Below are 24,137 nucleotides of genomic sequence, written 5' to 3' on the forward strand. Positions count from 1 at the left end.
GTGTCCTTGTCCTGATCGCTTATGGCGGAATAGACCCAGTTGGGATGTTGAAATCATCGTGTTTTGACGCGTTTGCGCCGCGTCAATGGACGTTTGGCGTCCGATATTAACGGTGGGACGCGGTTGTAAAAAGCATTTGGGGCAAATGCTTTAACGAGTCGGGTGCCATTGGGAACAACCCCTGTGTGGCTGCTCGTTTGGGCAGGCTCGATTCACGATCAGTGGCTGTACCTTCGAAAGCCGATCCACGCTCAAACTTGATCGTGGGTCGGTTTTTTGCGTTATCGCCATCTTAGGGTGATGGTTTTAACACTGCGTGGCTTGGATCGCCTACAATGGCAGGTCAGACTCGCAAAAAATGGTGAAATCATGATGGATGAACAACGGGTTGTTTGTATTGTCGATGACGAGCCTGCGGTTCTCGATATCGTGAAACGCATGATTGAATCGGGTGGGTATCGATGTCGCTGTTTTGCATCGGCCCTCGATTTGATTGCGGTGTTAGATCCGAGCATCGATTGTGTTGTGACCGATTTAAAGATGCCTGAGATGGATGGTGCCGAGCTGCTCGAGAAACTGCGAGAGCTCGATCGGTTGTTGCCCGTCATTGTGTTGACGGGGCATGCCGATGTTTCGACTGCGGTACGTTTGATGCAGCAAGGCGCGGTGTCGCTTGTTGAAAAACCGTTTGACGCACAGCAAATGCTGGCAGCTGTGGACCAAGCGATCCACGGTAGCATCGATTTGCAGTCGCGCCGGAAGCAAGCGAACGATGCAAGGATCAGGCTGGAATCCTTGAGTGACGATGAGCGTGAAGTGCTGCGTGAAATGATCGCCGGGGTTCCCAACAAAGAGATCGTCGCGAAGTTGCAAGTGAGCTCGCGAACGCTCGATCGACGCCGTCATCATATCTTGCAAACGATGCAAACGGATTCGGTCGCGGAGTTAGCAACGGTTATTGCCCGGCACGACTTGCTCGATCAATGAGGGGCTCGCCAACGGCAGATAAACTTGCATGATGGCCCCGTCCTCGCAGGCGGTTGCGTGCGCCCGCCCGCCGTGTTGTTCGACGATGCCATGCACGACGGCCAACCCCAACCCGATCCCCTGGCCGACTTGCTTGGTCGTGTAGAAGGGTTCAAACATTTTCTCAGCGAACTCTTGCGGAAACCCGCAGCCATGATCGCGGATGGACACACACGCGTACCCCAAGCATTGAGGTTCGAGTTGCAGGCCAGGTGTTGGTTCCGCGAGCACCGTTTCCGTACGAATGCAAATCGTCCCGCCAGAGGGCATTGCATCGTTTGCATTTGCGACCAGGTTAAAGAGAATCTGTTCGAACTGAGTCGGGTCGATTCGCACCAAGATGGCAGCCGGGTGTAGCTGGACTTCTAATTTCGTTTGATCGCCTACCATTCGTTTGAGCAGATTGCGAGCATCGCGAATGCTTTGATTGAGATCAATCGTCACGGGCAACGAGCTTTCACGACGACTGAATGCCAGCAATTGCTTGGTCAGTGCCGATGCACGCTGTCCCGCATCCTGGATCGCGTGAATCGACGCCTGAGTGGGTTCGTCGAGATCGGACCGCGAGACCAATTCACCACATTCGCCGAGAATGATCATCAGCAGATTATTGAAATCGTGTGCGACCCCGCCTGCCAAACGCCCGATCGCCTCCATTTTCTGCGACTGCCAGATCCGTTCACGCTGCTCGATGAATTCGTTTTCGGCGTCTTTTAAATGCTGGATGTCGGTCGTTGTTCCGTACCAGCACTCGATTTCGCCGTTGGCGCCGCGTACCGGTACACTTCGCGTCAAGAACCATCGGTAGTCGCCCGAAACGGTTCGTATGCGATGCTCACGCTCGAACACTTCGCCGCTGACTACGCACTCGTCCCACAGCCGTTCGCTCGACCTGAGGTCATCGGGGTGGATCAGATTCTCGGGGGCGCCGATTGTCGATTCGCCAAACAGCTCCGCACCGTTCTTGTTGCGATAGCGAATGACGCCCGCGTGGTCCGCGATCCACACGACTTGTGGCATCGAATCGGCCAGGTGCTGAAGTCGCGATGCGTTCGAGTGCAGCATCGAATAGAACGGTGTTTGCTTGTCGGTTTCGTTCATAGCATCCCAACGAGGGTCAAAGGGCCATTGCCATTTTTTTTCTATTTCGTCTCAAGCTGTGTTTGTGCTAGGAGTGGGTTATCGGGATCGCACCGATCGTGAGGAAGTCATCTTTTTCGCGATACGAGCGATCCCACGGTTTCGGATCTCAGTTTGTTCCTCGACGGGAAAAAGGCAAAATGCTTTCTCTTTCGCGTTTTTCATTTGTGCTCTGCGTCAGTTTGTGTGCCGCTCCTTTCGCAACGATTCAGGCTGGGCCACCGAGTTTTCTCCGCATGTTCCGTTCCTCGTCAGATGTCGAGGCGGACGCATCGGCCGATTATGGGCTATCCGAAGAGGACGGACCATGGATGATTTTGGCGTCCACCTGCGTGGGCGAAGGATCGAAAGCAAGGGCCGAGCGATTGGCGTTGGAAATTCGCCGGGAACTCGGATTGCCGGCCTACATTTATCGCGAACGATTTGATTTTACGGGGCGAGTCAACAAGCCCAACCTAACAGAACGATATCTTCGACACGCGAATTCTTACCAATATGAAGCCTATGCGGTATTGGTGGGAGAATACGATCGGGTCGAGAACGAGAACATTGAACGTGATTTGCATACCTTGAAAACGGCTCGTTTGCCGGTTTTTGAGGATAAAGAGGAAGTGGAGAAAGAGACCAGCGGTACGAACCCCGTGACTGCGGTGCAGGCGATGAGCCAAAAGCTGTTGGCATTTCGAAAAGACAAAACCCTCGGAGCGATGGCGGGCGCGTTTGTCACACGCAACCCGCTGTTGCCAGCGGAGTATTTTGATGCTCCGACGGTCGATTCGTTTGTCAGCCAGTTGAACGAGGACAAGGAGTACAGCTTGTTGTCCTGCAAGGGAAAATACACCGTTGTGGTTGCCACCTTCGCCGGGCTGGGAACGATCGTCGATGGCAAGAAGGAAAAGGACTTCGTGCCAAGCATGAAGCGGATGGATCGCTATGCCGCAGACGCGGACAAAATGGTCAAGAAACTTCGGGCGGATGGTGTAGAAGCGTACCAGTACCACGACCGGACCCGGTCGCTCGTCACCGTGGGCAGTTTTGAAACGCTCGGTCGCGAATTGCCCGATCGCCGCTTCGAATACACTCCGGAAATCCGTCAAACCGTGGAAAAATACCGTGCGTTCAATCCGCGAGTTGCCCGTCAGGTGCCAGGCAAAACAGGAATTGCCGTCAATCATGCCGCCTTGATTCCGTTCGATATCAACCCCGCGCCGATTGCAGTTCCGCGAGTGTCCAAACGCAGCCTCTACAACGGCGTGTTGGGGATGCGTTAGGCCCTCACATACGGCAAAACTGGCATATTCGCCTTCGTGTCGCGGAAAAAATTCGACGCCCGTCGGTCCGGATCCTACGATAGAGGAAAACTCACCTGCCTGAGTGTTACGGGCGGTGTACTCTGTGGCAATCGTACGATGGGCAGCCTCCCTTGGTCGACCTGAATCCCCTTTTCGGAAGAACGCTGCGAAACTTGGTGTTTCGTAACGTCGAATGTCTTGCTTCTCTGCTCAGCCTTCATCCTGCGGTTTTCCGACTCGTTGTGCTGGTGACCCTGTTGTTGGGCGGAAGGTTGGCCACGCTGCCGCCCCTCTCTGCGCAAAGTGGTTTTGGCAGCTTCGGCACGCTTGGTGGTGTTGAACCGGTCCGGCAGTATCCTTCGCAGGCCTACATCTACGCGCTCGATATCTACCGTTCGGGCGATTTGGAAGACGCGGCGAAAGGATTTGAGGCGGCGCTCAATCAGACTCGCGTGGATATTAATGGTCACTGGATCGACGCCATTCCCGTCTATGCCATGCTCGGAGAGTGTTACTGGCAACTCGGCAACATCCCTCGCTGTCGTGAATATACTGATCTGGCAATGCAGCTTGCGATCAGGCATCGCGGCTGGCTGAAACGTGTGGATTGGGAATCGACGGTTCGCCAGGGAGTTCGCACGTCGCCACCTCAATGGCTGTGGCCCGAAGCAGCCGCGATCAAGCGAATCCCCGTTTCCGACAAAATTCAAATGGCTTCGGGCCAGCAACTCACCGAGCAATCGCTGCGGCAAGGTGGCGTGATCGAGGAATTGAACATTCGTTCGATGGATGTGGTTGAGATCATGCGAGGGATGGCAATTGCATCCTATCGCAAACGGATCCTGATGGGCCCGCTCTCTTCGCAGGATCCGTTGGCAGCTGAGGCAGCGGACACGGTCAATCTCGGTGGGATTCGCCAGCCGGTGGGTCAGGCAATCATGGACTGCACGTTGGCTTCCGCTCGTTTTGCGACCTTCGACGACAAGCGAGCGCTTCAGGAGGCTTTGAGGTCGACGACGTATGGGGGTGGCGTTCACCCTTTGTCGGCCATTTCGTTACTGGTGCAAGCGTCGGCGCTAGCAGAGTCAGAGAACGCCGCAGGATCCTTGGCCGCCTCGTTGGCGTGTGTCCACGCGGCTGCAGCGCTGGAACAACCCGAATGGATTGGTGAAGCATTGCAGTTGGCTGCGGGGGTTGCGAATCCGAGCGAAGCGGCAGCGGTGCGAATGCTGGCCGAGCGAGTGGCGAGTGCACTGGTGCGCAGGTCGCGGCTTGCGGCATTGCACGGTTTTGTCGCCGCAGCCGATGCCGCAGTGACCGCTGGCGACCTGGATTCCGCGACCTTGCTGATCGGACACGCCAAAACGTTAGCGGATCGCCGCGATGTGTTGCAGCCGCGACTGCGAGCTTACGGAAGTTACGTCGCAGCACGGTTGGCGGCCGCTCGAGGCGATGCATTCGGTTTTGGACAAACCACCGCCGTGGATCAATCGTTCGACCAAATGCGAACCTTTGCGTTTGGTAACAAAATCGGCAACCAACTTATGGTTTCGATGCCGAGTGTTTACCAGGTGAACTTGATCAGCCAAGCGGTTGGCACGCGGATTGGCGACGCCACGAGTGATGATCTGTTGCAGCAATATAGCGGCGACCCGTCGATGGCACGATGGCGAAGAGACCCGGTCGATGCGTTAGCCTTCTTGATGATTGATCGGTCGGCGGCTCGCAACGCCCGATTGGCGATGGCGACAACCACGACGGATGGTGCAAAGGTGCTGGCACGTATCGACGATGTGTTGGCGGGGCGATTCGCCGGTTCGCTACCGATCAATGGTCGGATCGCCGACATTCGGGCATTGGTCCGAACGGAGGACGAGTTTCTGAAAGATGCGGTCCGTCAATTTCGGGACAACGCCTTCGCTCCGATCGCCAGACTTCGCCAACAGGTTTTGGCGGCCCGGATTCCAGCCGGTGGCAACGTGGACGCCGGATCATTGTCGGTCGCCGGTTTACAGCAAGAATCATTGGCCAGCTATATCGCGTTGAGCCGTTTGTCGATTCCACGTTTGGTACCACCGCGTTTGGATGAATCCTCGCCGGTCGGAGATTTGCCGGCGCGGACTGCGATGGTGACATTCCTTGTCTCCAACAATCAGATCCAGACGACCTTTACCGTCGGCGGGCAAACCGAAACATGGACGTCGAATGTCGCTGCCCGAATGCCTGCCTCGATCGCAACCGTGCTGCGAGCCATCGGTGTCGGCAGGTCTCGCGGTTCGAGGTTGCAGGAGGATTCGCAATGGAAAGCGGAGGCAGCCAAGCTGGCCCAACAATTGTTCCCGGACCCGGCGTTGTTGACGGACGAACGATTCGATCACTTGATTGTCGTCCCCGATGGACCGCTTTGGTATTTGCCGTTTGAGTTGTTGCCGATCGAGGGTGAGGCATCGTCGCTGCTGGGTGACCGCGTGACCGTTCGTTATGCTGCAACGCCTGGGTTGGCAATCCGTCCCACGTCAAAACCCTCGGAGAATCAAAACATCGGTTTGTTCGCAAGTCGGTTTTTTGCGCCACGGGAAACGGAGATCAACGATTCAATCGCTCAATCGATTGTAGATGCGTCCGAGGGCTCGATCCGTTTACCGTCCGCCGCCGCCGCACCGTCGATGGTGATGGGGGTAACCGTTGGCAACTTGATTGTCGCATCGCCTGCCGTGATGGATCTGACGAAACCGCTGGCCCTGTCGTTGTTGCCCTACGATCCCTCGGTCGCTGCGACGCTCGGTGGATGGATGCGGTTCCCCTCGACCGTCCCGACTGCGGTCGCATTGCCGGGTTTTCGATCTCAAGCTGAAGCTGCGAAACTTGGTGATGGACGGGAGCTCTTCCTTACGCTTTGTTCGTTGCAAACCGCGGGTGTGCGCGACATTCTGCTGAGCCGTTGGGCGGTGGGCGGCGAATCGACGGCGATCGCGCTTCGTGAGTTCACCCAGGAACTGCCTTTTTCTGGGATGGCCTCCGCATGGAATCGGGCGAAAATGGTACTCCGTCGTAGCGATTTGGAGCCAGCGGCGGAACCGCTGTTGCTTAGCGGTGACCAAAAACGCGAGAGCTTGACGGGCGATGAGCCGCTGTTCTGGGCTGGCTACCTGCTCGCCTCACCCATCAATCCTAACGAAACGCTGAGGGCCAATCCGCCCGTCCCGCTGGAGGAGCCCGCTGAAGATGCAATGCCCGCTGAAGATGCAATGCCCGCTGAAGATGCCGCTCCGTTGAATGCGGAGCAAGCCGAATCGTCATGATCGAGAAGCGAGTGGACCGTCAAGGTTAATACTGCGAGTTGGCACGTAGTGGACTTCGCCAGAAGTCCCTAAGAAAATTTGAGTTACGGATTTCTGGCGAAATCCACTACCCTAAAATTTCATGCTGACGGTCCACCCGTGCGGATTTCAATGCAGTGAGGTTCTAGACTGCGGTGGCAAGAACGATTTCACTCGGAAAACGGCGAGAGGGGGAATACTGGCGAGTGAAGAGCGTTGGTGAGCCTACGAGTCGGCCAGTTCGGGGAAGACCGCTTGGTCGAGGTTCATTCGACCGATGATCGCACGCAACCGAATTTGAAAATCGCTTTTGTAGTTGGCGACTTGTTGTTCACTCAACCCGGTTTTTTCGGCCACCAGCTTGTTGCTCATGCCGACGACGTAAAGCAACTCGATTGCTCGCAGTTTGCTCCAACTGTCGGTTTCTTTCCAACGTTGAATCTGTTCGGTGATGGCATCTCGGATTGCATCGTGCTCGAGCTGCTTGCGTTCCACACTTCGTGCAATTGAACTGGCCATGCGGTCGCCACCCACGAAACTCTGCTCGCCCGGATGGCTGCTTCGTCGCGAGTGCATTTGAAGCGTCGGGCGGCGGCCTTCACGGCGGAGATGGTCGGTCAATTTGTAGGCACAGATCGAAAACAGGTAGCTTTCCAGTCGTTTCGAGCCATCGTAATTCGGCAAACTGATCAAAAAGCCAACGAATGCATCTTGGACAATGTCCTCGCTTGCCGCTCGATCGCGGATCCGGCTGTTGGTAAACGCCAACAATCGACCTTCGTATCGGTCGATCAACGAACGCCACGCATCGTCGTCTCCGCTACGAATTCGATCCACCAATTGGGCGTCCGCTTCGTGGGAATCACTCATTGGATGTCCATGCATCCTCGGTTACGAACATTCGGGTCGTCTCGATCATTTGCGACGGGTGGTGCGAAGGTGACCGCTCGCCCCTCAAGACGCTTGCAATCGCTTGCTTTTTGTTTTTTCCGGCAACAAGGAACCATCGTTCTTTGGCCGAATTGATGGCCGGGGCGGTTAGCGTGTAACGGAAGCAGGCGAGTTTTTCGACCCAATTTGCGACGAACCAGCGTTCGGTTTCGTCAAGGGCCGCGGTTCCGGGAAACAGCGAGGCGGTGTGCGAATCGTCGCCCATGCCCAACAGCACCAAGTCCCAAGCTGGCATCGTCTGATCGGGAAAGTGTGTGCGAAGCGTCTTCTCATACGTTTCGGCGGCGGCAGCCGGATTTTGCAGATCGACAAAGACTGGATGAATGTTCTCGTCGGGTGCCCGAGCCGGCTCGAGAAGCGTCTCGCAGATCATTCGATAATTGCTATCCAACGAATCAAGCGGCACGTTCCGTTCGTCTCCCAAAAACCAATGAATGCGTTCCCAATTCAGCGATCGCTCGGCGAGCATTTCATAGAGTCGCTTTGGCGTGGATCCGCCCGACAATGCAACTCGAAAAACACCTCGTGACGCAAGGCTTTGTTCGGCGCACTCGCAAAACGCATCGGCGGCAGCTTGATGAAGTTCGGCTAGCGAACGATACGGTTGAATGGTTTCATCGGACATCAAAGGACTCCTTTTCACCAGGGAAGGTCTTGTCCGCAATCGCTTGGCGATATTGTACCGCAGTGTCGTGGATAATGGACGAGACATCCGCCATTTGGCGAACAAACTTCGGTGAATAGCCACGCGTCAATCCGAGCAAGTCGTTGGTAACCAAAACCTGCCCCGTCGTCGAGTTCCCGGCGCCGATTCCGATGGTCGGCAGTTTGACCGCATCGGTGATCGCTTGCCCGACTTCCACCGAAACGCACTCGACCAGCACCGCGAAGGCTCCGGCCCGTTCGGCGGCGACCGCATCGGCGACCAAGGTCTTCCGATCGCGTTTGACGCGGTATCCCCCTTCGACATGGACATTTTGTGGTCTTAGCCCGACATGTGCCATCACGGGGATTCCGGCCGTGACCATTGCTTCGATGCGATCCGCTTGTTCGGCGCCTCCTTCAAGCTTCACGGCGTGGCATTGAGTTTCCTTTAGCACCCGAGCGCCACACATCACACTGCGGCGGATTCCCAATTGGCCTTCGGGGAAAGGTAAGTCGACGACGACCATGGCCCGCTTGGCTGCTCGACCGACCATTTCCGCATGATAGATCATTTGGTCCATCGTGACGGGCAAAGTCGTTTCATGGCCTTGCACGACCATGGCCAAAGAGTCGCCGACCAACAAAAGATCGATACCGGCTTCGTCCAGAATCGCAGCGGTTGGAAAGTCGTAGGCGGTCAGCATCGAGATGCTTTTTCCATCATCTCGCATTCGCTGCAGACTTCTCGTAGTCACTCGTGGTACGGGGTTCGACATGAAATCAATGCGGGGGGTCAGCGTTAGTGGGGTCTCACAATGGTTCAAGCTAACGGTACAATCTGGTTTTGAGAATCCTAGTGCTGTCCCTTTTTGTGGGTAGGATGAATTGAAATCGACGTCTCCGGCCTCCGGCTCTCCGTTGCGAAGGGATCGATGCTAACCCGAATCACTGGTGGCCATTTGATCGACCCCGCGTCGTCGGTCGATTCGATCCAAGATTTATGGATTCGGGACGGCGTCATGGTTGCCGAGGACCCATCGTCGTTGGCGGATCGAACGATCGATGCATCCGATTGCTTGGTGATGGCGGGCGGAATCGATCTGCACACGCACATCGGTGGGGGAAAGCTGACGCTCGCCCGATTGCTGCTCCAAGACCAACTCTCGGCCCCCTTCGGCGGCAACCGTGAATCGGAAAATCGTTTCCTTCCCGCCGCGGGCGTCGTGGGTCAGCGCTACCTCGACATGGGCTACACGACTTGTTTTGAACCGGCTGTCATCCCCTGCAATGCGCGAGCGGCCCATGCCGAAATGGCCGACATTCCGGGGATCGATACGGGAGGCTATTGCCTGCTTGGTAACGACGATTTGTTGCTGCAGTTGCTGGCCGAAAAGGCGCCGCAAGCGCTGATCAACGATTACGTGGCTTGGATGGTCCAAGCAACGCAGTGCATCGCTGTGAAAGTGGTCAATCCGGGTGGCATCAATGCGTTCAAGTTCAATCAGCGGTCCTTTGACGTGGACACGCCCCACCCGAATTATGGGGTTACACCTGCAACCATCATCCGGCGGCTGTGCCGTGCGGTTCGCGAGATTGGATTGGTCCACCCGCTGCATGTACACTGCAGCAATTTGGGGGTTCCCGGTAATATCGCTTCGACACGAAAAACGATTGAGGCCGCAGACGGGCTACCCATTCATTTAACGCATGTCCAATTCCACTGCTACGGCAGCGAGGGTCCGTACAAGATGTCCTCGGCGGCTGCCGAGCTTGCGGAGCTGCTGCGGTCGCATCCCCAGGTCACGGTCGATGTCGGGCAAGTCATGTTCGGGCAAACCGTCACGATCAGCGCGGACTCGATGCACCAGTTCGACAACACGCGTTTCGCCAAGCCTCGCAAATCCGCATTGGTGGATGTGGAATGCGAAGCGGGCTGCGGTGTGGTGCCCTTTCGGTATCGGCGCCGACAATTTGTCCACAGTTTGCAGTGGGCCATCGGATTGGAGTTGTTCTTAATGATTGAAGATCCGTCGCGAGTTTTCTTGACGACGGACCATCCCAATGGCGGTCCCTTCACGACCTATCCCCATTTGATTCGGTTATTGTCAGACCGCGCCTTTCGCGAGACGGCGCTTGCCGAAATCGATCCCGAGGCTGCTGCAGCGAGCCAGCTCGGGGGGATCAGCCGTGAGTACACGATGAAAGAGATTGCCACAATGACTCGTTCGGCTCCAGCGAAGATTCTGGGGCTGCGCGATGTTGGCCGCTTATCCGAGGGCGCGAATGCCGATGTCGTCATTTACAAGAACCACTCGAACATCGAGAAAATGTTTGCCGAACCGGCTGCGGTGCTGAAGCGAGGCCAGTTGGTTCGTGGCGTCGGTGGCGATTCGTCCCACTTGCCACCTTCATTCACCTACACCGCTGACGTTGAATTTGATCGTGATTCGATTGGGATGTTGGCGAAGCGTTATGCGAAAAACGGGACTTTTTCGCTGCATCGATTGGCGATCAGCGATGATGAACTCGAAGCGACGCTCGGTTCCACTGCTCGCAAATGCCAGACTCGTCGGGGAGGATCGGCATGACCGAGCCGCTTCAGATCAACGGCGTTGAAATTGACGCGACGTTTGCCGAGGCGTTTGACATGAAGGCGACTCGGATGATCCTGACTGCGGCGGATCGTCAATGGATCGACGCTGCAGCCAACGAAATGACTGGTTTTGGGACGAGCGTGATCGCTTGTGGCATCGAGATCGCGGTCGAACAAACGCTTGCGGCCGATCAAACCCCGGATGGCCGTGAGGGAGTTTCGATTTTGGCGTTCGCTGTTTCGTCGAAGGAAATGGAAAAGCAGCTCGTTCGGCGCGCGGGACAATGCGTCTTGACCTGTCCGACAACGGCTCTTTATGCCGGAATCGCAGAAACCGATCCGAAGTCGGACAAGCGAATTCCGATTGGCAAGGCACTACGATATTTTGGGGACGGCCATCAAATCAGTAAGCAGATCGATGGGCGTCGCTTCTGGCGAATTCCCGTGATGGATGGGGAGTTTGTTTGCGACCATGACGTCGCACGCGTGGATGGGATCGGTGGCGGTAACCTGATTCTGTTCGCCGATTCGCTCGAGGCGGCCACGCTCGCTAGCCGAGCGGCGGTTGATGCGATGCGACCGATCCCGGGGATGATCACTCCATTCCCGGGAGGCATCACTCGCAGCGGGTCCAAGGTGGGATCAAAGTACCCGGCGTTATTCGCGTCAACGAACCATCGGTTTTGTCCGAGTTTGCGTGCCATGAATCGGGAATCCATGCTGCGAGAAAACGAGTCCGTTGGGATGGAAATTGTGATCGATGGTTTGACCGAGGCCGATATCGCGGCGGCGATGCGAGCAGGGATCTTGGCGGCATGTGAGGCGAAAACCAGGGGATGTTTGCTGCGGGTGACCGCCGGAAATTACGGTGGGAAACTCGGCCGCCATCATTTCCATTTGGCGGAGGTGGTGCGGTGAGCGGATGGACCTTAGAGCTGCGATGCGACATCCATTCCTTTGTCGATGCCAGCCCGATTCGCTTGAGTTCGTTTGCGAACATGAGCATTCATCAAGTGAACAAGCTGCCGTTGTCGGCGGCGGATGGAACCTACCCGGTTGGTGAGCTCTTCAAAGTTTCCAAAACATCCCATCATGAGACATTGCGGATGTTCGGTGACCTCCGAAGCTTTCGTGGCATCGCGTCCGAGCATTCCCGAGGGACCTTCTTCGTCGACGGAAACGTGGGTGACTATGCCGGATCGCGATTTTGCGCCGGAGATGTCTGGATTTCAGGATCTGCTGGTGATTATTTGGCCGCTCCACTCGGGGCAGATCGAAGCGGGATGTCGGGGGGCCGATTGGTGGTGGGCGGGTCGGTCGGTCATCACGCTGGTCGCAGGATGCGGCGAGGCGAGATCGTGATCGAAGGTTCCGCGGGTGATTTTCTCGGTGCACACCTTGTTGCTGGCACCATCGTCGTCGGTGGACAGGTAGGGGGGCAGCTTGGTTACGCGATGCGGCGTGGCACGCTGATCGTGCCGGTCCTACCAACGGTAGAGAAGCAGCGTTTTAGTGCTGCAATCGAGTACGAGTCGGCTTTCTTTTCGCTACTGTATCAACAGCGGAGACTCCATCCCGGGGGGGGACATGGGCCGAGCGAAGGGTTTGTGGCTTGCACGAGGACGCGTGAGTTGCTGAGGCGAATTGCGGTGGATGGTTTTCAGTCGGTTCGCGGTGATTTTTCGGTCGGCGGCCAAGGTGAGCTGATCGTGCCCATCGATCGTTCGCAGCAAGCCAACGACTGAATGCCGAAATCACGGCGGGAATCACAGGGTCATGGTCATTTCCTTGTCATTGGAGTGGTTTGCCATTACCCTTTCACCATTCTGCACGGCGACGTACGACCAGTGCGGTTCTTTGCTACTTGAAAACACAGACTTTAACATGAAACCATTGTTTTTTCGTTCGCTTTTTCTCATCACGGCCACGTCCTTGGTCGCCATTCTGTCGATGGGTCCCGCCTCTGCGGAGGCGAAGTTGGGGGTTGGTTCGAAGGCTCCTGAGCTGAAAGTCGAGCACTGGCTGCAAGATGGAAAGGGTTTCTTCAAACCGGTGACGGCATTCGAAAAAGATAAGGTCTACGTGGTCGAGTTTTGGGCCACCTGGTGCGGTCCCTGTGTGATGAGCATGCCACACTTGGCGGAGCTTCAAAACCAATATCGTGGCGAAAAGGTCCAAATCGTCAGCATTTCGGACGAGGATCCTGAGGAAATCAAAGAGTTCTTGAAGGGTGAAAATCCTGATTTGGAAAAGACATTCGATGAGATTACGTCTGCGTATTCGCTGACCACCGACCCAGATCGTTCGTCCCATACCGACTACATGGAAGCGGCCAACCAGAACGGCATTCCCACCTCCTTCGTCGTTGGGAAGACGGGACAGATTGAATGGATTGGTCACCCGATGGATTTGGAAGAACCTCTCGAAGCGGTCGTCAAAGGAACGTGGGATCGAGATGCATTCAAAGCCCAATACGAGGCCGAGCATCGCTTGGAAGAGACGTTACAAGAGATCTCGATGTTGGCGGGGTCCGGAAAATTTGACGAGGCAATCAAGTTGATCGAAACCGAAATGGCCAATACCGACAGCGAAGCGTTGAAAGCGAACTTGAAGGATTTTCGCTACAGCTTGCTGTTGTCGTCCGGTAAGGTTGGCGATGACGTCATCGCCTATTACCGCGAACAGATCGGCAACATGCAAGGTGATCCGATGCAGCTTGGTCAGTTTGCGTATTCGTTGATCGGTGTGGTTCAACAAGGCGGCAAAGCAGGCCCGTTGGTAGGCGAGGCGGTTGCGGCGCTTGCGCCCACGGTCGAGAAAGCCGACGCAGAGACCCAGCCCCTGCTCTACAACATCTTGGCACAGTTGGCTCAGATCGACAAAAAGTTGGACCAAGCGATTGAGTTCCAAACGAAAGCGGTCGAGGTAAGCGAAGAGCGTCAAAAGAAACGCATGCAACTGTACTTGGATGAGCTGCAAAGCGAAAAAGAAGCCAAGTAGTCATTGCGAGTTGACCCATTCACCCGAGATTCTTGCTCCCTTCTCCCCCGATTTTTCGGGGGGGAGAAGGGCTGGGGATGAGGGGGTGTGCGCTGGAGTTCAGCCTTCAGGCGACTGCGGCTTGCGCTCGTGCGGCTAAAGCCTGAACTCCAACCCCTCGCCCCGCGAGCGAGCGGGGAGCCAGAGTTCACGAGCGTGACTTGTCTCCATACCAATGCCCTTTGGCTGAATGACGCTGAACGGCATGGTCTGCAATGGAGGGCAACGGTAGACGCTGTGGAGGATGCGAGTGGCAGACCGAGCGGATACAATAAGTTCGACCTATCAACCGTTGTCCGACAACGTTTTGTTTTGATGCAATGATTCGCGAATAGGCTGCGGCTCGCTATTCGCGGCCACACCTTTCAACTTTCTTTCCCCGAGAGATCCCCCCCCGAGAGATTTTCCGATGCGCAACCGAGTTTTTCGTTCCCGATGTTTCCTTCCCCAGGCCTGTTTCCTCGCAGTTGCTGTCGTCGCAACGACAGCCGCACCGTCGGCGTTGGCCGAACCCTCTACCGATGCAAAGCCGATGTCGAATCAAGTGGTTCTCGGTGAAGGTGATCTGCTGACGGGGATTCCCGGCGACGGACCCTTGACGGTTGACCAGATCAAGGCCTGGGTGACGAACCCCGAAGTCCACAAGGAATTGGAAGTTACCTTACCGGTTGGCCTCGATGTGGCGAGGGCGAACCTCTCGATCCCCGAAGACAACCCGATGACGCGAGCTAAGATCGAGTTAGGTCGACAACTGTACTTTGATCCTCGCTTGTCTTCGGACGGAACGATTTCGTGTGCATCCTGTCATGATCCCGATCAAGGCTACGGAGCCAACACGCAGTTTGGCGTGGGTGTGCGTGACCAAGAAGGCAACCGGAACTCGCCTGTCGCGTACAACCGAATCGTCAGCACCGCTCAGTTTCATGATGGTCGGGCTGCGTCGCTTGAAGAGCAGGCGGTAGGGCCGATTGAAAACCCAATTGAAATGGGGAACAACCATTCGACTTGCGTGGAATGCCTGGCAGCGATTCCCGGCTACAAGGTTCAATTCGATGCGATTTTTTCCGATGGGGTGACGATCGAGAACGTCGGCAAAGCGTTGGCGACGTTTGAGCGTGGGATCGTCACAGGTCCGGCTCCCTATGACTTTTACTCGCCGCTGAAGAAGTTTGAAGAGACCTTCGCAGATGACTTGGAATACTTGGACGAAGAACCCGAACTGAAAGAACAATACGATGCGTTGAAGGCTGCCTACGCGAAACACCCCATGAGCAAGTCGGCAGAGCGTGGCATGGAGTTGACGTTCGGCAAAGCCAACTGCACCGCCTGCCATGCAGGGGGGAACTTTAGCGATGAACAATACCATAACCTTGGGGTGGGAATGGACGCCGAGAAACCGGACCTCGGTCGCTATGAAGTCACCAAGCAAGACAAGGATCGTGGCGCGTTCAAGACGCCAACGATGCGAAACGTGGCCAGCTCGCCACCCTACATGCATGACGGTAGCCAAGCGACGCTCGAAGAAGTGATCGAGTGGTACGATCGTGGCGGGCACCCCAATCCGTGGCTCAGCGACAAAATGAAAAAGCTGGACCTCAGCGAACAGGAAAAGGCTGATTTGGTTGCATTTATGGTCGAAGGGTTGACGGGCGATTTCCCGATGGTCGAGCAAGGACGCTTGCCAGAATAGTGCCGTCACAATCCGAATAACCGGCAAAGCTTCCCAAATTTGCTCAACCGGTACGACCGGAATGGTCGAAAGACGATTCAGAGGGGATGTTTGCGTCCCCATGAATTGTCTTCGAGACTCGCTCGCCATTCCGGAAGCCTACGCGATGAAATTGCCACGCGTCCATTCGATTTCTGTTTCGGAAATCATCACTTCATTTTTCGTTGTTGCTAGCATCGCCGCGGCGGTTTCGCCAGCATCGGGCCAAGTGCGAACAAAGAAGCCGGATCGTGGCGTCTACCGTCCACCAACTCTTTTGTCTCCCGCTGACGCCTCGGCGGATTTGTTGGTCGAGGTGCCTTTGGAGGACGCAAGTAAGTTCTTTGCGACCGAAGAGGAAATGGCGACTCGCGGTAGCGACCAGACTGTCTTGCGGGCACAGCCGCGACTAAAGCAGGTGGCTCATAGCGATGTGATCTTGATGAGCCCTCAATCAACCGAAGTTCTTAGCAGTCCGACGATTGTCGATAGTGGGACTTGGCCGACGCCGATGGCTGAAAGCGCATCGGGTGGCGGCATCATCTACGAAGATGCGTATGCCGGCAATGGCGAGATCTACTATGACGATTCGTCGATGGGTTGTGGCGGATGCGGATCGCAAGCATGTGATGGATTTGGATGCGATTCCTATGGATGCGATGGTTATGGGCAATGCGGAACATTGTGTTGGCCATGGGCCAATTCGAACATCGCTTTCACACCCGATCGATGGTTCGGTTCGATTGAGCTGTTGTTGATGTTTCGCAGCGGCGACTACTTGCCGCCGCTGTTGACGACCGGTCCAGCGACGGCGAACAACCCGGGTCAGATCGGCAGTCCTGGAACCCAAATCTTGGTTGGCAATGCGGAATACCTAGCCGACATGACCGCCGGCGGTCGTTTGACGGTCGGGACTTGGTTGGACGATTGTCGATCTCGAAGTTTGGTGTTTCGCGGCTGGTTCGCTGGCGATGAAACATTCGATTTCAGTGCCGACCAAAACACCCTCCCCGTGATCACGCGGCCCTTTCTCAACGTCACAACCGGGCAGGCGGCGGCGCAGGACACACAAGTGATCGCGACACCGGGATTGACCACGTTGGGGGTTGCGAATGTGAACCTCTCGAGCGAAGTCGCGGGGGCAGACATCTCGGTTCGCCAGCATGCGTATTCTCGATTTGGCGGAACCGTGGATGTGTTGTACGGCTATCAGTACATGCGGATGGCTGAAAACCTGACGACCTTTAGCACTTCGACTGCGGATGCGGACAATGCAGCACCGCTCGGTTCGATCATCTCGATTACCGATTCGTTCGAAGCGGAAAACGAATTTCACGGCGGCCAGCTTGGGATGGCGACCCGATATCGTGAAGGATGTTGGTCGTTCCACAGCTTGTTGAAGTTCGCATTCGGCCAGTTGACTCGCCGCTCGACTTTGGCAGGCAGCACGGCGACGAGCAACGGGCCCACCGTCGTCGACCCGAATGGGTTGCTGGTTCGCAGCACCAATGACGGCACGGTCACCGACCATACCTTTGGATGGGTGCCCGAATTGGACTTGTCACTGGGGTGGCACCAATTTCCACGCTTTGACGTGACGGTCGGCTACCACATTGTTGCGATGACCGATGCGATCCAAACCTCGGGATTGATTGATCCTCAGCTTGCGTCGAACTTGGCGGAGCCGATCGCCGATCCGCTCCGTCCATCGCCCCGAATGAACGACAAAACCTTCTACGTTCACGGCATCCATTTCGGGCTACAGTACGTGTATTAAAGCTCACAGCTTGCAGGCGAATCTCACTCGTAGTCCCACTTCATGATCCACGGGTCGTCGAGTTCTTTTTGCATCTGCTTGAGCTTCGCTTTGTAGCGATCCAAGATGTCTTGGTGGCCGCTGCTTTCTGCTAGGTTCGTGGTTTCGTCGGGGTCGGCCGCGATATCGTAGAGCTCAAATGCGGGTCGGTGGATGTAGGTCGCGACCGTTTTGTTGCCATAAGGTGCATCGAGTCCTTTTTGGAATTGCGCTTGCCAACTGCTGGCGGCCCACAAATCGGATGCGAACGGATAGGGAAGCGGATGAGCAATGTTCCAGATCAATTTGTACTTGGAATCACGTACGACTCGCATGGGGTAGTACATCTGGATTTCGTGAAACGTATGTGAGGCAAAAATCGTCTCGTGATGGGCAGCCGAAGGGTTGGCCAGACAGGGTAGCCATGATTTTCCTTGATAGGCATCGAACTTCTCGCCACCGTCACGATTCTCGCCCACAAGCGTGCTGGCTTCCTTCGTCCAGAAAGCCTTGGGGTCGATTGGGTCTTTGGGGCCGTTGGTCTTCGGATCCAAGCCACCCGCGTAATCGAGCAAGGACGGAGTGATGTCGACATGGCTAATCAAAGCACTTGACTCAACACCGCGGTTCGGTTGGTACGGATCGCGAACCACAAAGGGGACACGCAGGCCACCTTCGTAGACCGTCGTCTTGCCCCCCGAAAAAGCCATGCCATGATCGCTCGTAAAAACGATCAAGGTTTTGTCGTAGAGGTTTGCTTCCTTCAAGATCTTAACCAGCCGGCCGACACCTTGATCGATGCGCGCACACGACTGGTAGTACTGAGCCAATTCCTCTCTTGTTTCAGCGGTATCAGGCAAGAAGGCGGGGATCGGCACGTCTTTGGGATCGAAGAAGACTTCGTCGACACCGGGATGGGCACCATCATTCGGTTTGTTGCCAAACAGGTCCGGCTTCAGTGCAAGTGATGATTGCTTATCGGTACCGCCGCCGCGATGAGGATCCGCGGTACCAAAGTACAGAAAGAACGGGCGGTCATCGTCGCGGTTGATGATGAATTCGCGACATTGATCGGCCATCGCGACAGCATTGCGACCGTCTCCTCGGAGGTAGGTTTCGAAGTGATAAACGGTTTCGGGTGCAACGTGGTACTTTCCGATCTGCGCTGTGCGGTATCCTGCTCGGCTCATCACGCGCGGCAGCGACAGTCCAACGACGTCATAAAACGACGCGAATTTATGGTAGTGATGTTGGTGGCCATACTGTCCGTTGCGATGGTTATGAATGCCGCTCATCACCACACTGCGGCTAGCACTGCATGAGGCGGTCGTCGCGAATGCGTTGCGAAAGACCATTCCATCGGCTGCGATCGCATCGATTGAGGGGGTGACAGCGACGGGATCTCCGTAGCAACCCAACGTTGGGCTTTCATCATCTGTGATAAAGAAGATGACGTTCTTTTCGGCTGCCGGCGCGGCGGTCGCGGCAAGCGTAAACAGGAAACAGAAAATGGTTGTTAACAGACGCATGGTTTTGGGGTAGGTTTGAAGGGTGGTGGGCTATAATGAGCGTTCATCCGAGATTTCGAATCCCTAGTCTAATGGATTTTTCATCGCATGGCACATTCCGCGTACCGAATTGTGGTGGTATTGCACGCGATTGCCCTGGTGGTGGGGACGGGGACAACCGACGGAGCCGACCGCTCGACGTTTGCGGTTTCCATGCCTGCCGACGCCAGCGGCCATGTGATTGCGGGAGACGTTCTTTTTGCCGACGCAAAGACGAGCGATCCGTCGTGGCACGCGTACGTTGAGCTTTGGAGGGCTCACGCCGAAGACCCTTCCGCCCCATCGATTCGGCGTTTTCTTGGTTTGCCGCTGTCGGGGAAAGTCGAGGGCAAGATCTCGCCCGGTCGATCGGCTCCCGCCTTTCTTCGCTTTGCTCGCGGTAGTTACCAGCAGATGGAAACGCCCCATTTTCAGATCATGACCCGTGCGTCTCCGCAGCAAACAGGTCGCGTCGCCGAAGATTTGGAACAGTGCTATTGGGTCTGGACACAGATGTTTTTTCCGCTTTGGGAAGACAGCGTCCAGGTGGCGTCGGCGTTTTCGCAGTGGTCCCCTGACGAGGACGTGGCCGAGTTCTTGGCCGCGCGGACCAACCGGCTCAGGCCCCGTCGGAAGATGCGAGTGGTCTTACTTCGCGATGCCAACGAGTACGTACGCGCGCTGGCCGACCGGTTCCCAGGGATTCAGCGGTCAACCGGCTTCTACGATGACGCGAACCGCACGATGTTCCTTTATGCTGGTGCCGAGAACCCCCTCGGCCAGCGCAGCATTGCTGACACGGCTGCAATCCGAGACGCCGAGGCAACGCGCCGGCATGAATTGACGCACCAATTGTTTCGCGAAGCCACCCCTCAACCTCGCCGACGTTCGTTCACTGCCGCCGCAGACCGTTTTCCGGGTGAAGAATCTGGTTTTTGGCTGATTGAAGGGATCGCTGGATACTTCGAGTCGATGGTGTTGACCGATCGTGTTGCAACGCTGGGGGGGTGGGACGCCTCTCGGTTGCAGTATTCACGCTTTCGAACGCTCGTTGGCGGTGATTTCATGCCGCTATCCGAACTGAGGCCCGAGGGGCGCGTTGCCGCTCAGCAGCGCGCAGATCTTGCTCGTTGGTACGCCCACGCGATCGCACTGACTCATTTGCTTGTCGACGGGGATCGTGATCCTGGGGATCGTCGATGGGTGTTCAACCAGTTGGCCCGTTTGTACGCAATCGATTTGCCCTTCGCCGATTCTCCGGCTCCTGAGCCTACCGCGGCGGAAATGCGTGCGTTCTTGTCGGTGTCCGACGTTGATCTGTTGGAGAACCCAGCCATCCAACCGCTGGCACGACTCTGTCTGGCGGGGTGTGAGGTGACTGAGGAAGGCCTGCGCAGCATCCCACCGCAAACGACACTCGATTGGTTGGATCTCTCTCGGATTCCTGTCACGAGTGATGAGGTGAAACGTTTGGTGGCCGATCCCGGGTCGCTTGCGCAAATCAGCTTGGAAGCGACAAGCGTGGACGATGGGATTGCAGCTTGGATCGCTCGGGCCAAGATGCTGCGGGAATTGGACCTCAGTTTCACGTATGCTGGCGATCTCGTGGTGAATGTCTTGCGAGACAAGCATCAACTCGACACGCTTTGGTTGACGGGGACTCAAGTCAGCGATGCCGCGATGCCGGTGATCGAATCGCTCGAGGCTTTGGAAGCGGTCGATTTGCAGCGAACAAAAGTTACCGAGTCAGCGGCGACTCGTTTTCAGCTTGCGAGACCCAAGGTGAAGTGGAATCCGTTGGAGCTTCGTGGCGAATGAGCAAGGCAGGTTTGCGAGATTTACCCTGGTTTTTTCCGCTCCGTCAATCTTTCGAATCGCGACCGGTCGATGATGTCCCGCGAAGGGTGGTTGGTGCAATCGGAAAATCCTGCTTTGCCTCGCGGTTAAAGCGTGGACAATCGGTGGCCATTGCAGTTGGCAGTCGCGGTGTGGCGGAGTTGCAGTCGGTGGTCGCAGCGGTCGTCGATTTCGTCCATGCAGCCGGCGGCAAGGCGAAGGTGGTACCGGCGATGGGCAGCCATGGGGGGGCAACCGCCGAGGGGCAAACCCGACTGCTCGCATCGTTGGGGATTGAAGAGTCCACGGTTGGCTGTCCGATCGATGCATCGATGGATACGGTGATCGTGGACACGAACAAATCGGGGCTGGCGATTCATTTTGATCGAATCGCCAGCGAATCGGATCATCTGGTGATGATTAACCGTATCAAGCCTCACACTCGATTGTCCGGGCGTTACGAGAGCGGCCTGGTCAAGATGCTGTTGATTGGTTTGGGGAATCACCGGGGTGCTGCGACCTATCATCAAGCGTTCGGAGATCACGATTACTGCCTGGACCCTTTGGCTCGAGACATCGTTCCGAGGATTCTCGATGCGATGCCGATTTCGCTCGGGATCGGAATCGTTGAGGATGCCTTGGGTCGTGTTTCGCACGTTGAAGTGGTTTCGCCAGACCGGATGCTGGAGGTTGAACCTGAACTGCTGCGGATGGCGCGATCTCAAATGCCGATGTTGCCGTTTAATGATGTGGATTTATTGATCATCGACGAGATTGGCAAGGAGATTAGCGGCACCGGGATGGACACCAATGTGGTCGGCCGCAAGACCAACGATCGAGTGGCCGCGAGGGACGAGTATCCCAAGGTTCGCCAGATTTACGTGCGAGGTTTGACCGCGAACACGGACGGCAACGCCACGGGGATCGGAATGGCTGAGTACTGTCATCGGAACGTGATCGAATCGATCGATTATGCGAAGACTCGAGTCAATTGTTTGACCAGTGCTCATCCGAGTGCCGGCGCGGTGCCGATTTCTTTTGACTGTGACCGTGAACTCCTGACCGCTTGTTTAAGCCAGTCGGGATTGCGCAACCGAAAAGAGCTGCGTTGGCTCTGGATTCGCAGCACGTTGGATCTTAGTGAAGTGATGTGCAGTGAGGCATACTGGACCGCAGCCGAGGCGGATGCTCGACTCGTCCCGCTCGAAATCCCAGCCCCCTTGCGTTTTGATTCTGTCGGCGACCTGATCGTTTCCAACCGAATCCGCTAGAAATACGAGTTTTACGGGTCTTGCGTCCGGTTCCTATTGTGGACGTTGATTACAATTCGGTAGTCTCGGTCTGCTGTCTCCCTTTCCATCCACCTCTGTAATCGCCGTCTTGCTTTGTCTGTCGCCCCGTCTTCGCCCAACCGATGGTCTGACCTGATTTCTGAGCGATATCAGTGTGCCTTGTCGAGCGATTTGGTCGATTGGTTTGACCACGAGATTTGGAGGCAGACGGGGACGAGCGAGTATGACCGTCCGGTCACGCCTGACGAGTTGTTGGCCGATGCGCCCGATGCGATCTGGCCCGGTTTGATGCCCTGTGACCTGTTGCCCATCATCGGCGATTCGATTGGTAACTGGCTCTGTGTTCGCATTGGCGAAAACAACCGGATGGGTGAAACGATCCAGTGGTATCATGGCGGTGGGGATTGGATGCCATGGGGGCAAAGACTATCCGATGCGATTGTTTTTGAAGCCTTGGTCGATCGATTGCCGGGACCTCGACGCCAGTTGGCCATTCCCGCGGAAATACCAAAACAAAATTTCGCTCCACTTGATGACCCTTTGGTTCGCTGGGCCTTTGAGCAACAAACCCCCACGGTTTCGCATCTGTTGACCACAGACGCACCGTGTGATTCGATTGCCGACACGCTGCTTTCGTCCCATGTGGCGGAGGTTGCTGTACGGTGTGAATTGGTCCAGTCCTCGCTGCACCAGCGGTGGTCGGATTCGGTTGACAGCAAGTTCGCGCAGTCGATTGGGTTCGATTGGAATGATGTTGTCCAATGGCGGTTTGATGATGCTCGGATGCCCAATGACGCATGGCGAGTGATCGCAAGGCAGTTGGGGTTGAGTGATGAAGATCGTGGTCATCAAGACTGGGATGCCGCTGCGGAACACGGTAAGCAGTGCATCGAACAATCGCCTGATTTGCTGTGGCCTTGGGATATCGCTGGTTACGCCGAGGAACGCCGCGGAAGGGTTGCCGACGCGATGGACGTTTATCGTGAAGGTGCTTATCGATCGACGTTTACGGACCAGGCGGTTCGCATCAACACGCATTGGACTCAATCACAAGCTGTTAAGTTCTGTGTTGCTCGGATGCAGCAACTTGAACCCGAACAAGTTTTTTATTCAAGTTATTTGAAGTCATTGGTCGGCAACAATATCCAGCGTTCGCAGAACGACGTGTATCAGTATTGGATCGATCAATCCAAACAAACCGTTGAAGACGCGGAACGATTGACCCTGTTGATGCGAGCTGGCTGGGATCTTGGGGCAGCCTCGATGGATCACTACGCTAATTTGCTCGAAGCGATTTTCGATGCGGCGACGAACGCCGGACAACATGCTCGGGCGGCTTTAGCGAAAGCACATCGTCAATGCCTGAGAGAACGCTACGAGGTTTAGGCGAATTCGGTTTGCGAGCGTACGCATCGGTGGCGGAGGTTAATCGGCATAATCGTTACCGTTTCAACCTCGCTTCGGCTTTCCTTGTCAATCCCTGCGGAACGATCCGAAGTATCAGCACGATCCGGTCGATTCCTACTGAGAGCCGGCATGGGTCAACCGAGTGGACGACCCGATGCTAGTATCGAGCGGTTCCCGAATCGTACGAGCAGCTTATGTGGGTTTGCTGCCACGTCGAGACGGATCTTCTCTCGCGGGTTAATTACAAAGCGGTTGTGAGATTTCTTCGGAGATCTCGCAACCGCTTTTTTTTTCGGCGCTTCCGGAGAATTCTTAGCTGTGCCAAACCGTTAGCCCGAATCGTTGCGTTCTCCTCGCCTCCCTCACCGCTACATTGCAAGTCCGTTTTCGATAGGGGGTCGTGGCCTTGCTTCGCGTTTTGCTGGCTCCGCTTCGCGTTTTGTTCGCCGAGTGGTACGAGGATGGGTGTCAATTTGTTGATGCCGATCTATGCTATTGAGTCGTCGGATGATTGAATCGGCGGCGGCCTTGATGGTCAGCTCGATT

At 56.0% G+C, this 24,137-nt stretch carries 17 protein-coding genes; 12 read left to right on the forward strand and 5 right to left on the reverse strand.

Going from position 1 to position 24,137, the window contains the following annotated elements; all coding sequences use genetic code 11:
- Positions 1-369 precede the first annotated feature (369 nt).
- Complete coding sequence (locus Poly41_RS08995) at positions 370-987, forward strand: response regulator transcription factor (RefSeq protein ID WP_197231169.1); 618 nt, start codon at positions 370-372, stop codon at positions 985-987.
- On the opposite strand, the gene Poly41_RS09000 is transcribed toward Poly41_RS08995, so the two are convergent.
- Entirely contained in the window at positions 946-2,127 is a 1,182-nt protein-coding gene (locus Poly41_RS09000) for a PAS domain-containing hybrid sensor histidine kinase/response regulator (RefSeq protein ID WP_146525556.1), read from the reverse strand. The genes Poly41_RS08995 and Poly41_RS09000 overlap by 42 nt on opposite strands.
- A 275-nt stretch (positions 2,128-2,402) precedes the next feature.
- Here Poly41_RS09000 and Poly41_RS09005 point away from each other — a divergent pair, with 275 nt between their 5' ends.
- Both Poly41_RS09005 and Poly41_RS09010 read left to right on the forward strand, forming a co-directional pair.
- Positions 2,403-3,437 (forward strand): hypothetical protein, encoded by a 1,035-nt coding sequence (locus Poly41_RS09005; RefSeq protein WP_146525557.1) that lies wholly within the window; start codon positions 2,403-2,405, stop codon positions 3,435-3,437.
- A gap of 152 nt (positions 3,438-3,589) precedes the next feature.
- The gene (locus Poly41_RS09010; protein WP_231615524.1) at positions 3,590-6,760 is read left to right on the forward strand and encodes a hypothetical protein; all 3,171 of its coding nucleotides are present in this window, start codon (positions 3,590-3,592) and stop codon (positions 6,758-6,760) included.
- A gap of 243 nt (positions 6,761-7,003) precedes the next feature.
- Here Poly41_RS09010 and Poly41_RS09015 read toward each other — a convergent pair whose 3' ends face one another.
- From Poly41_RS09015 to panB, 3 genes are read right to left on the reverse strand one after another with little or no spacing between them, the layout of a single operon-like run.
- Positions 7,004-7,648 carry an RNA polymerase sigma factor gene (locus Poly41_RS09015; RefSeq protein WP_146525559.1) on the reverse strand — a complete coding sequence of 215 codons (645 nt, stop codon included), beginning with the start codon at positions 7,646-7,648 and terminating at the stop codon, positions 7,004-7,006.
- Positions 7,641-8,354 (reverse strand): 6-phosphogluconolactonase, encoded by a 714-nt coding sequence (pgl, locus tag Poly41_RS09020; protein ID WP_231615525.1) that lies wholly within the window; start codon positions 8,352-8,354, stop codon positions 7,641-7,643. Before pgl ends, Poly41_RS09015 begins: the two co-directional genes overlap by 8 nt.
- On the reverse strand, positions 8,344-9,150 hold the full coding sequence (gene panB / locus Poly41_RS09025) for a 3-methyl-2-oxobutanoate hydroxymethyltransferase (RefSeq protein WP_197231170.1): 807 nt from the start codon (positions 9,148-9,150) through the stop codon (positions 8,344-8,346). Before panB ends, pgl begins: the two co-directional genes overlap by 11 nt.
- Before the next feature lie 156 nt (positions 9,151-9,306).
- Between panB and Poly41_RS09030 the strand changes: the two genes are divergently transcribed.
- From Poly41_RS09030 to Poly41_RS09055, 6 genes are all read left to right on the forward strand, one after another.
- Complete coding sequence (locus Poly41_RS09030) at positions 9,307-10,962, forward strand: formylmethanofuran dehydrogenase subunit A (RefSeq protein WP_146525560.1); 1,656 nt, start codon at positions 9,307-9,309, stop codon at positions 10,960-10,962.
- The gene (gene fhcD / locus Poly41_RS09035; RefSeq protein WP_146525561.1) at positions 10,959-11,885 is read left to right on the forward strand and encodes a formylmethanofuran--tetrahydromethanopterin N-formyltransferase; all 927 of its coding nucleotides are present in this window, start codon (positions 10,959-10,961) and stop codon (positions 11,883-11,885) included. The genes Poly41_RS09030 and fhcD overlap by 4 nt, the downstream gene beginning before the upstream one ends.
- Positions 11,882-12,712, forward strand: a complete 831-nt coding sequence (locus Poly41_RS09040) for a formylmethanofuran dehydrogenase subunit C (RefSeq protein WP_197231171.1) — start codon at positions 11,882-11,884, stop codon at positions 12,710-12,712. Before fhcD ends, Poly41_RS09040 begins: the two co-directional genes overlap by 4 nt.
- A gap of 139 nt (positions 12,713-12,851) precedes the next feature.
- On the forward strand, positions 12,852-13,967 hold the full coding sequence (locus tag Poly41_RS09045; protein ID WP_146525563.1) for a TlpA family protein disulfide reductase: 1,116 nt from the start codon (positions 12,852-12,854) through the stop codon (positions 13,965-13,967).
- A 448-nt stretch (positions 13,968-14,415) separates the two neighbouring features.
- Positions 14,416-15,696, forward strand: coding sequence for a cytochrome-c peroxidase (locus Poly41_RS09050; RefSeq protein ID WP_231615526.1), 1,281 nt, complete (start codon positions 14,416-14,418; stop codon positions 15,694-15,696).
- Positions 15,697-15,796: 100 nt separating this feature from the next.
- Positions 15,797-17,491, forward strand: coding sequence for a BBP7 family outer membrane beta-barrel protein (locus Poly41_RS09055; protein WP_197231172.1), 1,695 nt, complete (start codon positions 15,797-15,799; stop codon positions 17,489-17,491).
- A 23-nt stretch (positions 17,492-17,514) separates the two neighbouring features.
- Here the strand turns inward: Poly41_RS09055 and Poly41_RS09060 are convergent, their stop codons facing one another.
- Positions 17,515-19,038, reverse strand: coding sequence for a sulfatase family protein (locus Poly41_RS09060; protein ID WP_146525565.1), 1,524 nt, complete (start codon positions 19,036-19,038; stop codon positions 17,515-17,517).
- 87 nt (positions 19,039-19,125) lie between these two features.
- Between Poly41_RS09060 and Poly41_RS09065 the strand changes: the two genes are divergently transcribed.
- The 3 genes from Poly41_RS09065 to Poly41_RS09075 all read left to right on the forward strand — a co-directional run bounded on the left by Poly41_RS09065 (position 19,126) and on the right by Poly41_RS09075 (position 23,570).
- Positions 19,126-20,874, forward strand: a complete 1,749-nt coding sequence (locus tag Poly41_RS09065; RefSeq protein WP_146525566.1) for a hypothetical protein — start codon at positions 19,126-19,128, stop codon at positions 20,872-20,874.
- Positions 20,871-22,163 (forward strand): nickel pincer cofactor-dependent isomerase, group 22, encoded by a 1,293-nt coding sequence (locus Poly41_RS09070; protein WP_146525567.1) that lies wholly within the window; start codon positions 20,871-20,873, stop codon positions 22,161-22,163. Before Poly41_RS09065 ends, Poly41_RS09070 begins: the two co-directional genes overlap by 4 nt.
- A gap of 180 nt (positions 22,164-22,343) precedes the next feature.
- Positions 22,344-23,570 carry a hypothetical protein gene (locus Poly41_RS09075; protein ID WP_146525568.1) on the forward strand — a complete coding sequence of 409 codons (1,227 nt, stop codon included), beginning with the start codon at positions 22,344-22,346 and terminating at the stop codon, positions 23,568-23,570.
- The last annotated feature ends 567 nt before the right edge of the window (positions 23,571-24,137 follow it).

Origin of the sequence: Novipirellula artificiosorum, assembly GCF_007860135.1 — a bacterium.
GTDB classification, from domain to species: Bacteria; Planctomycetota; Planctomycetia; order Pirellulales; family Pirellulaceae; genus Novipirellula_A; species Novipirellula_A artificiosorum.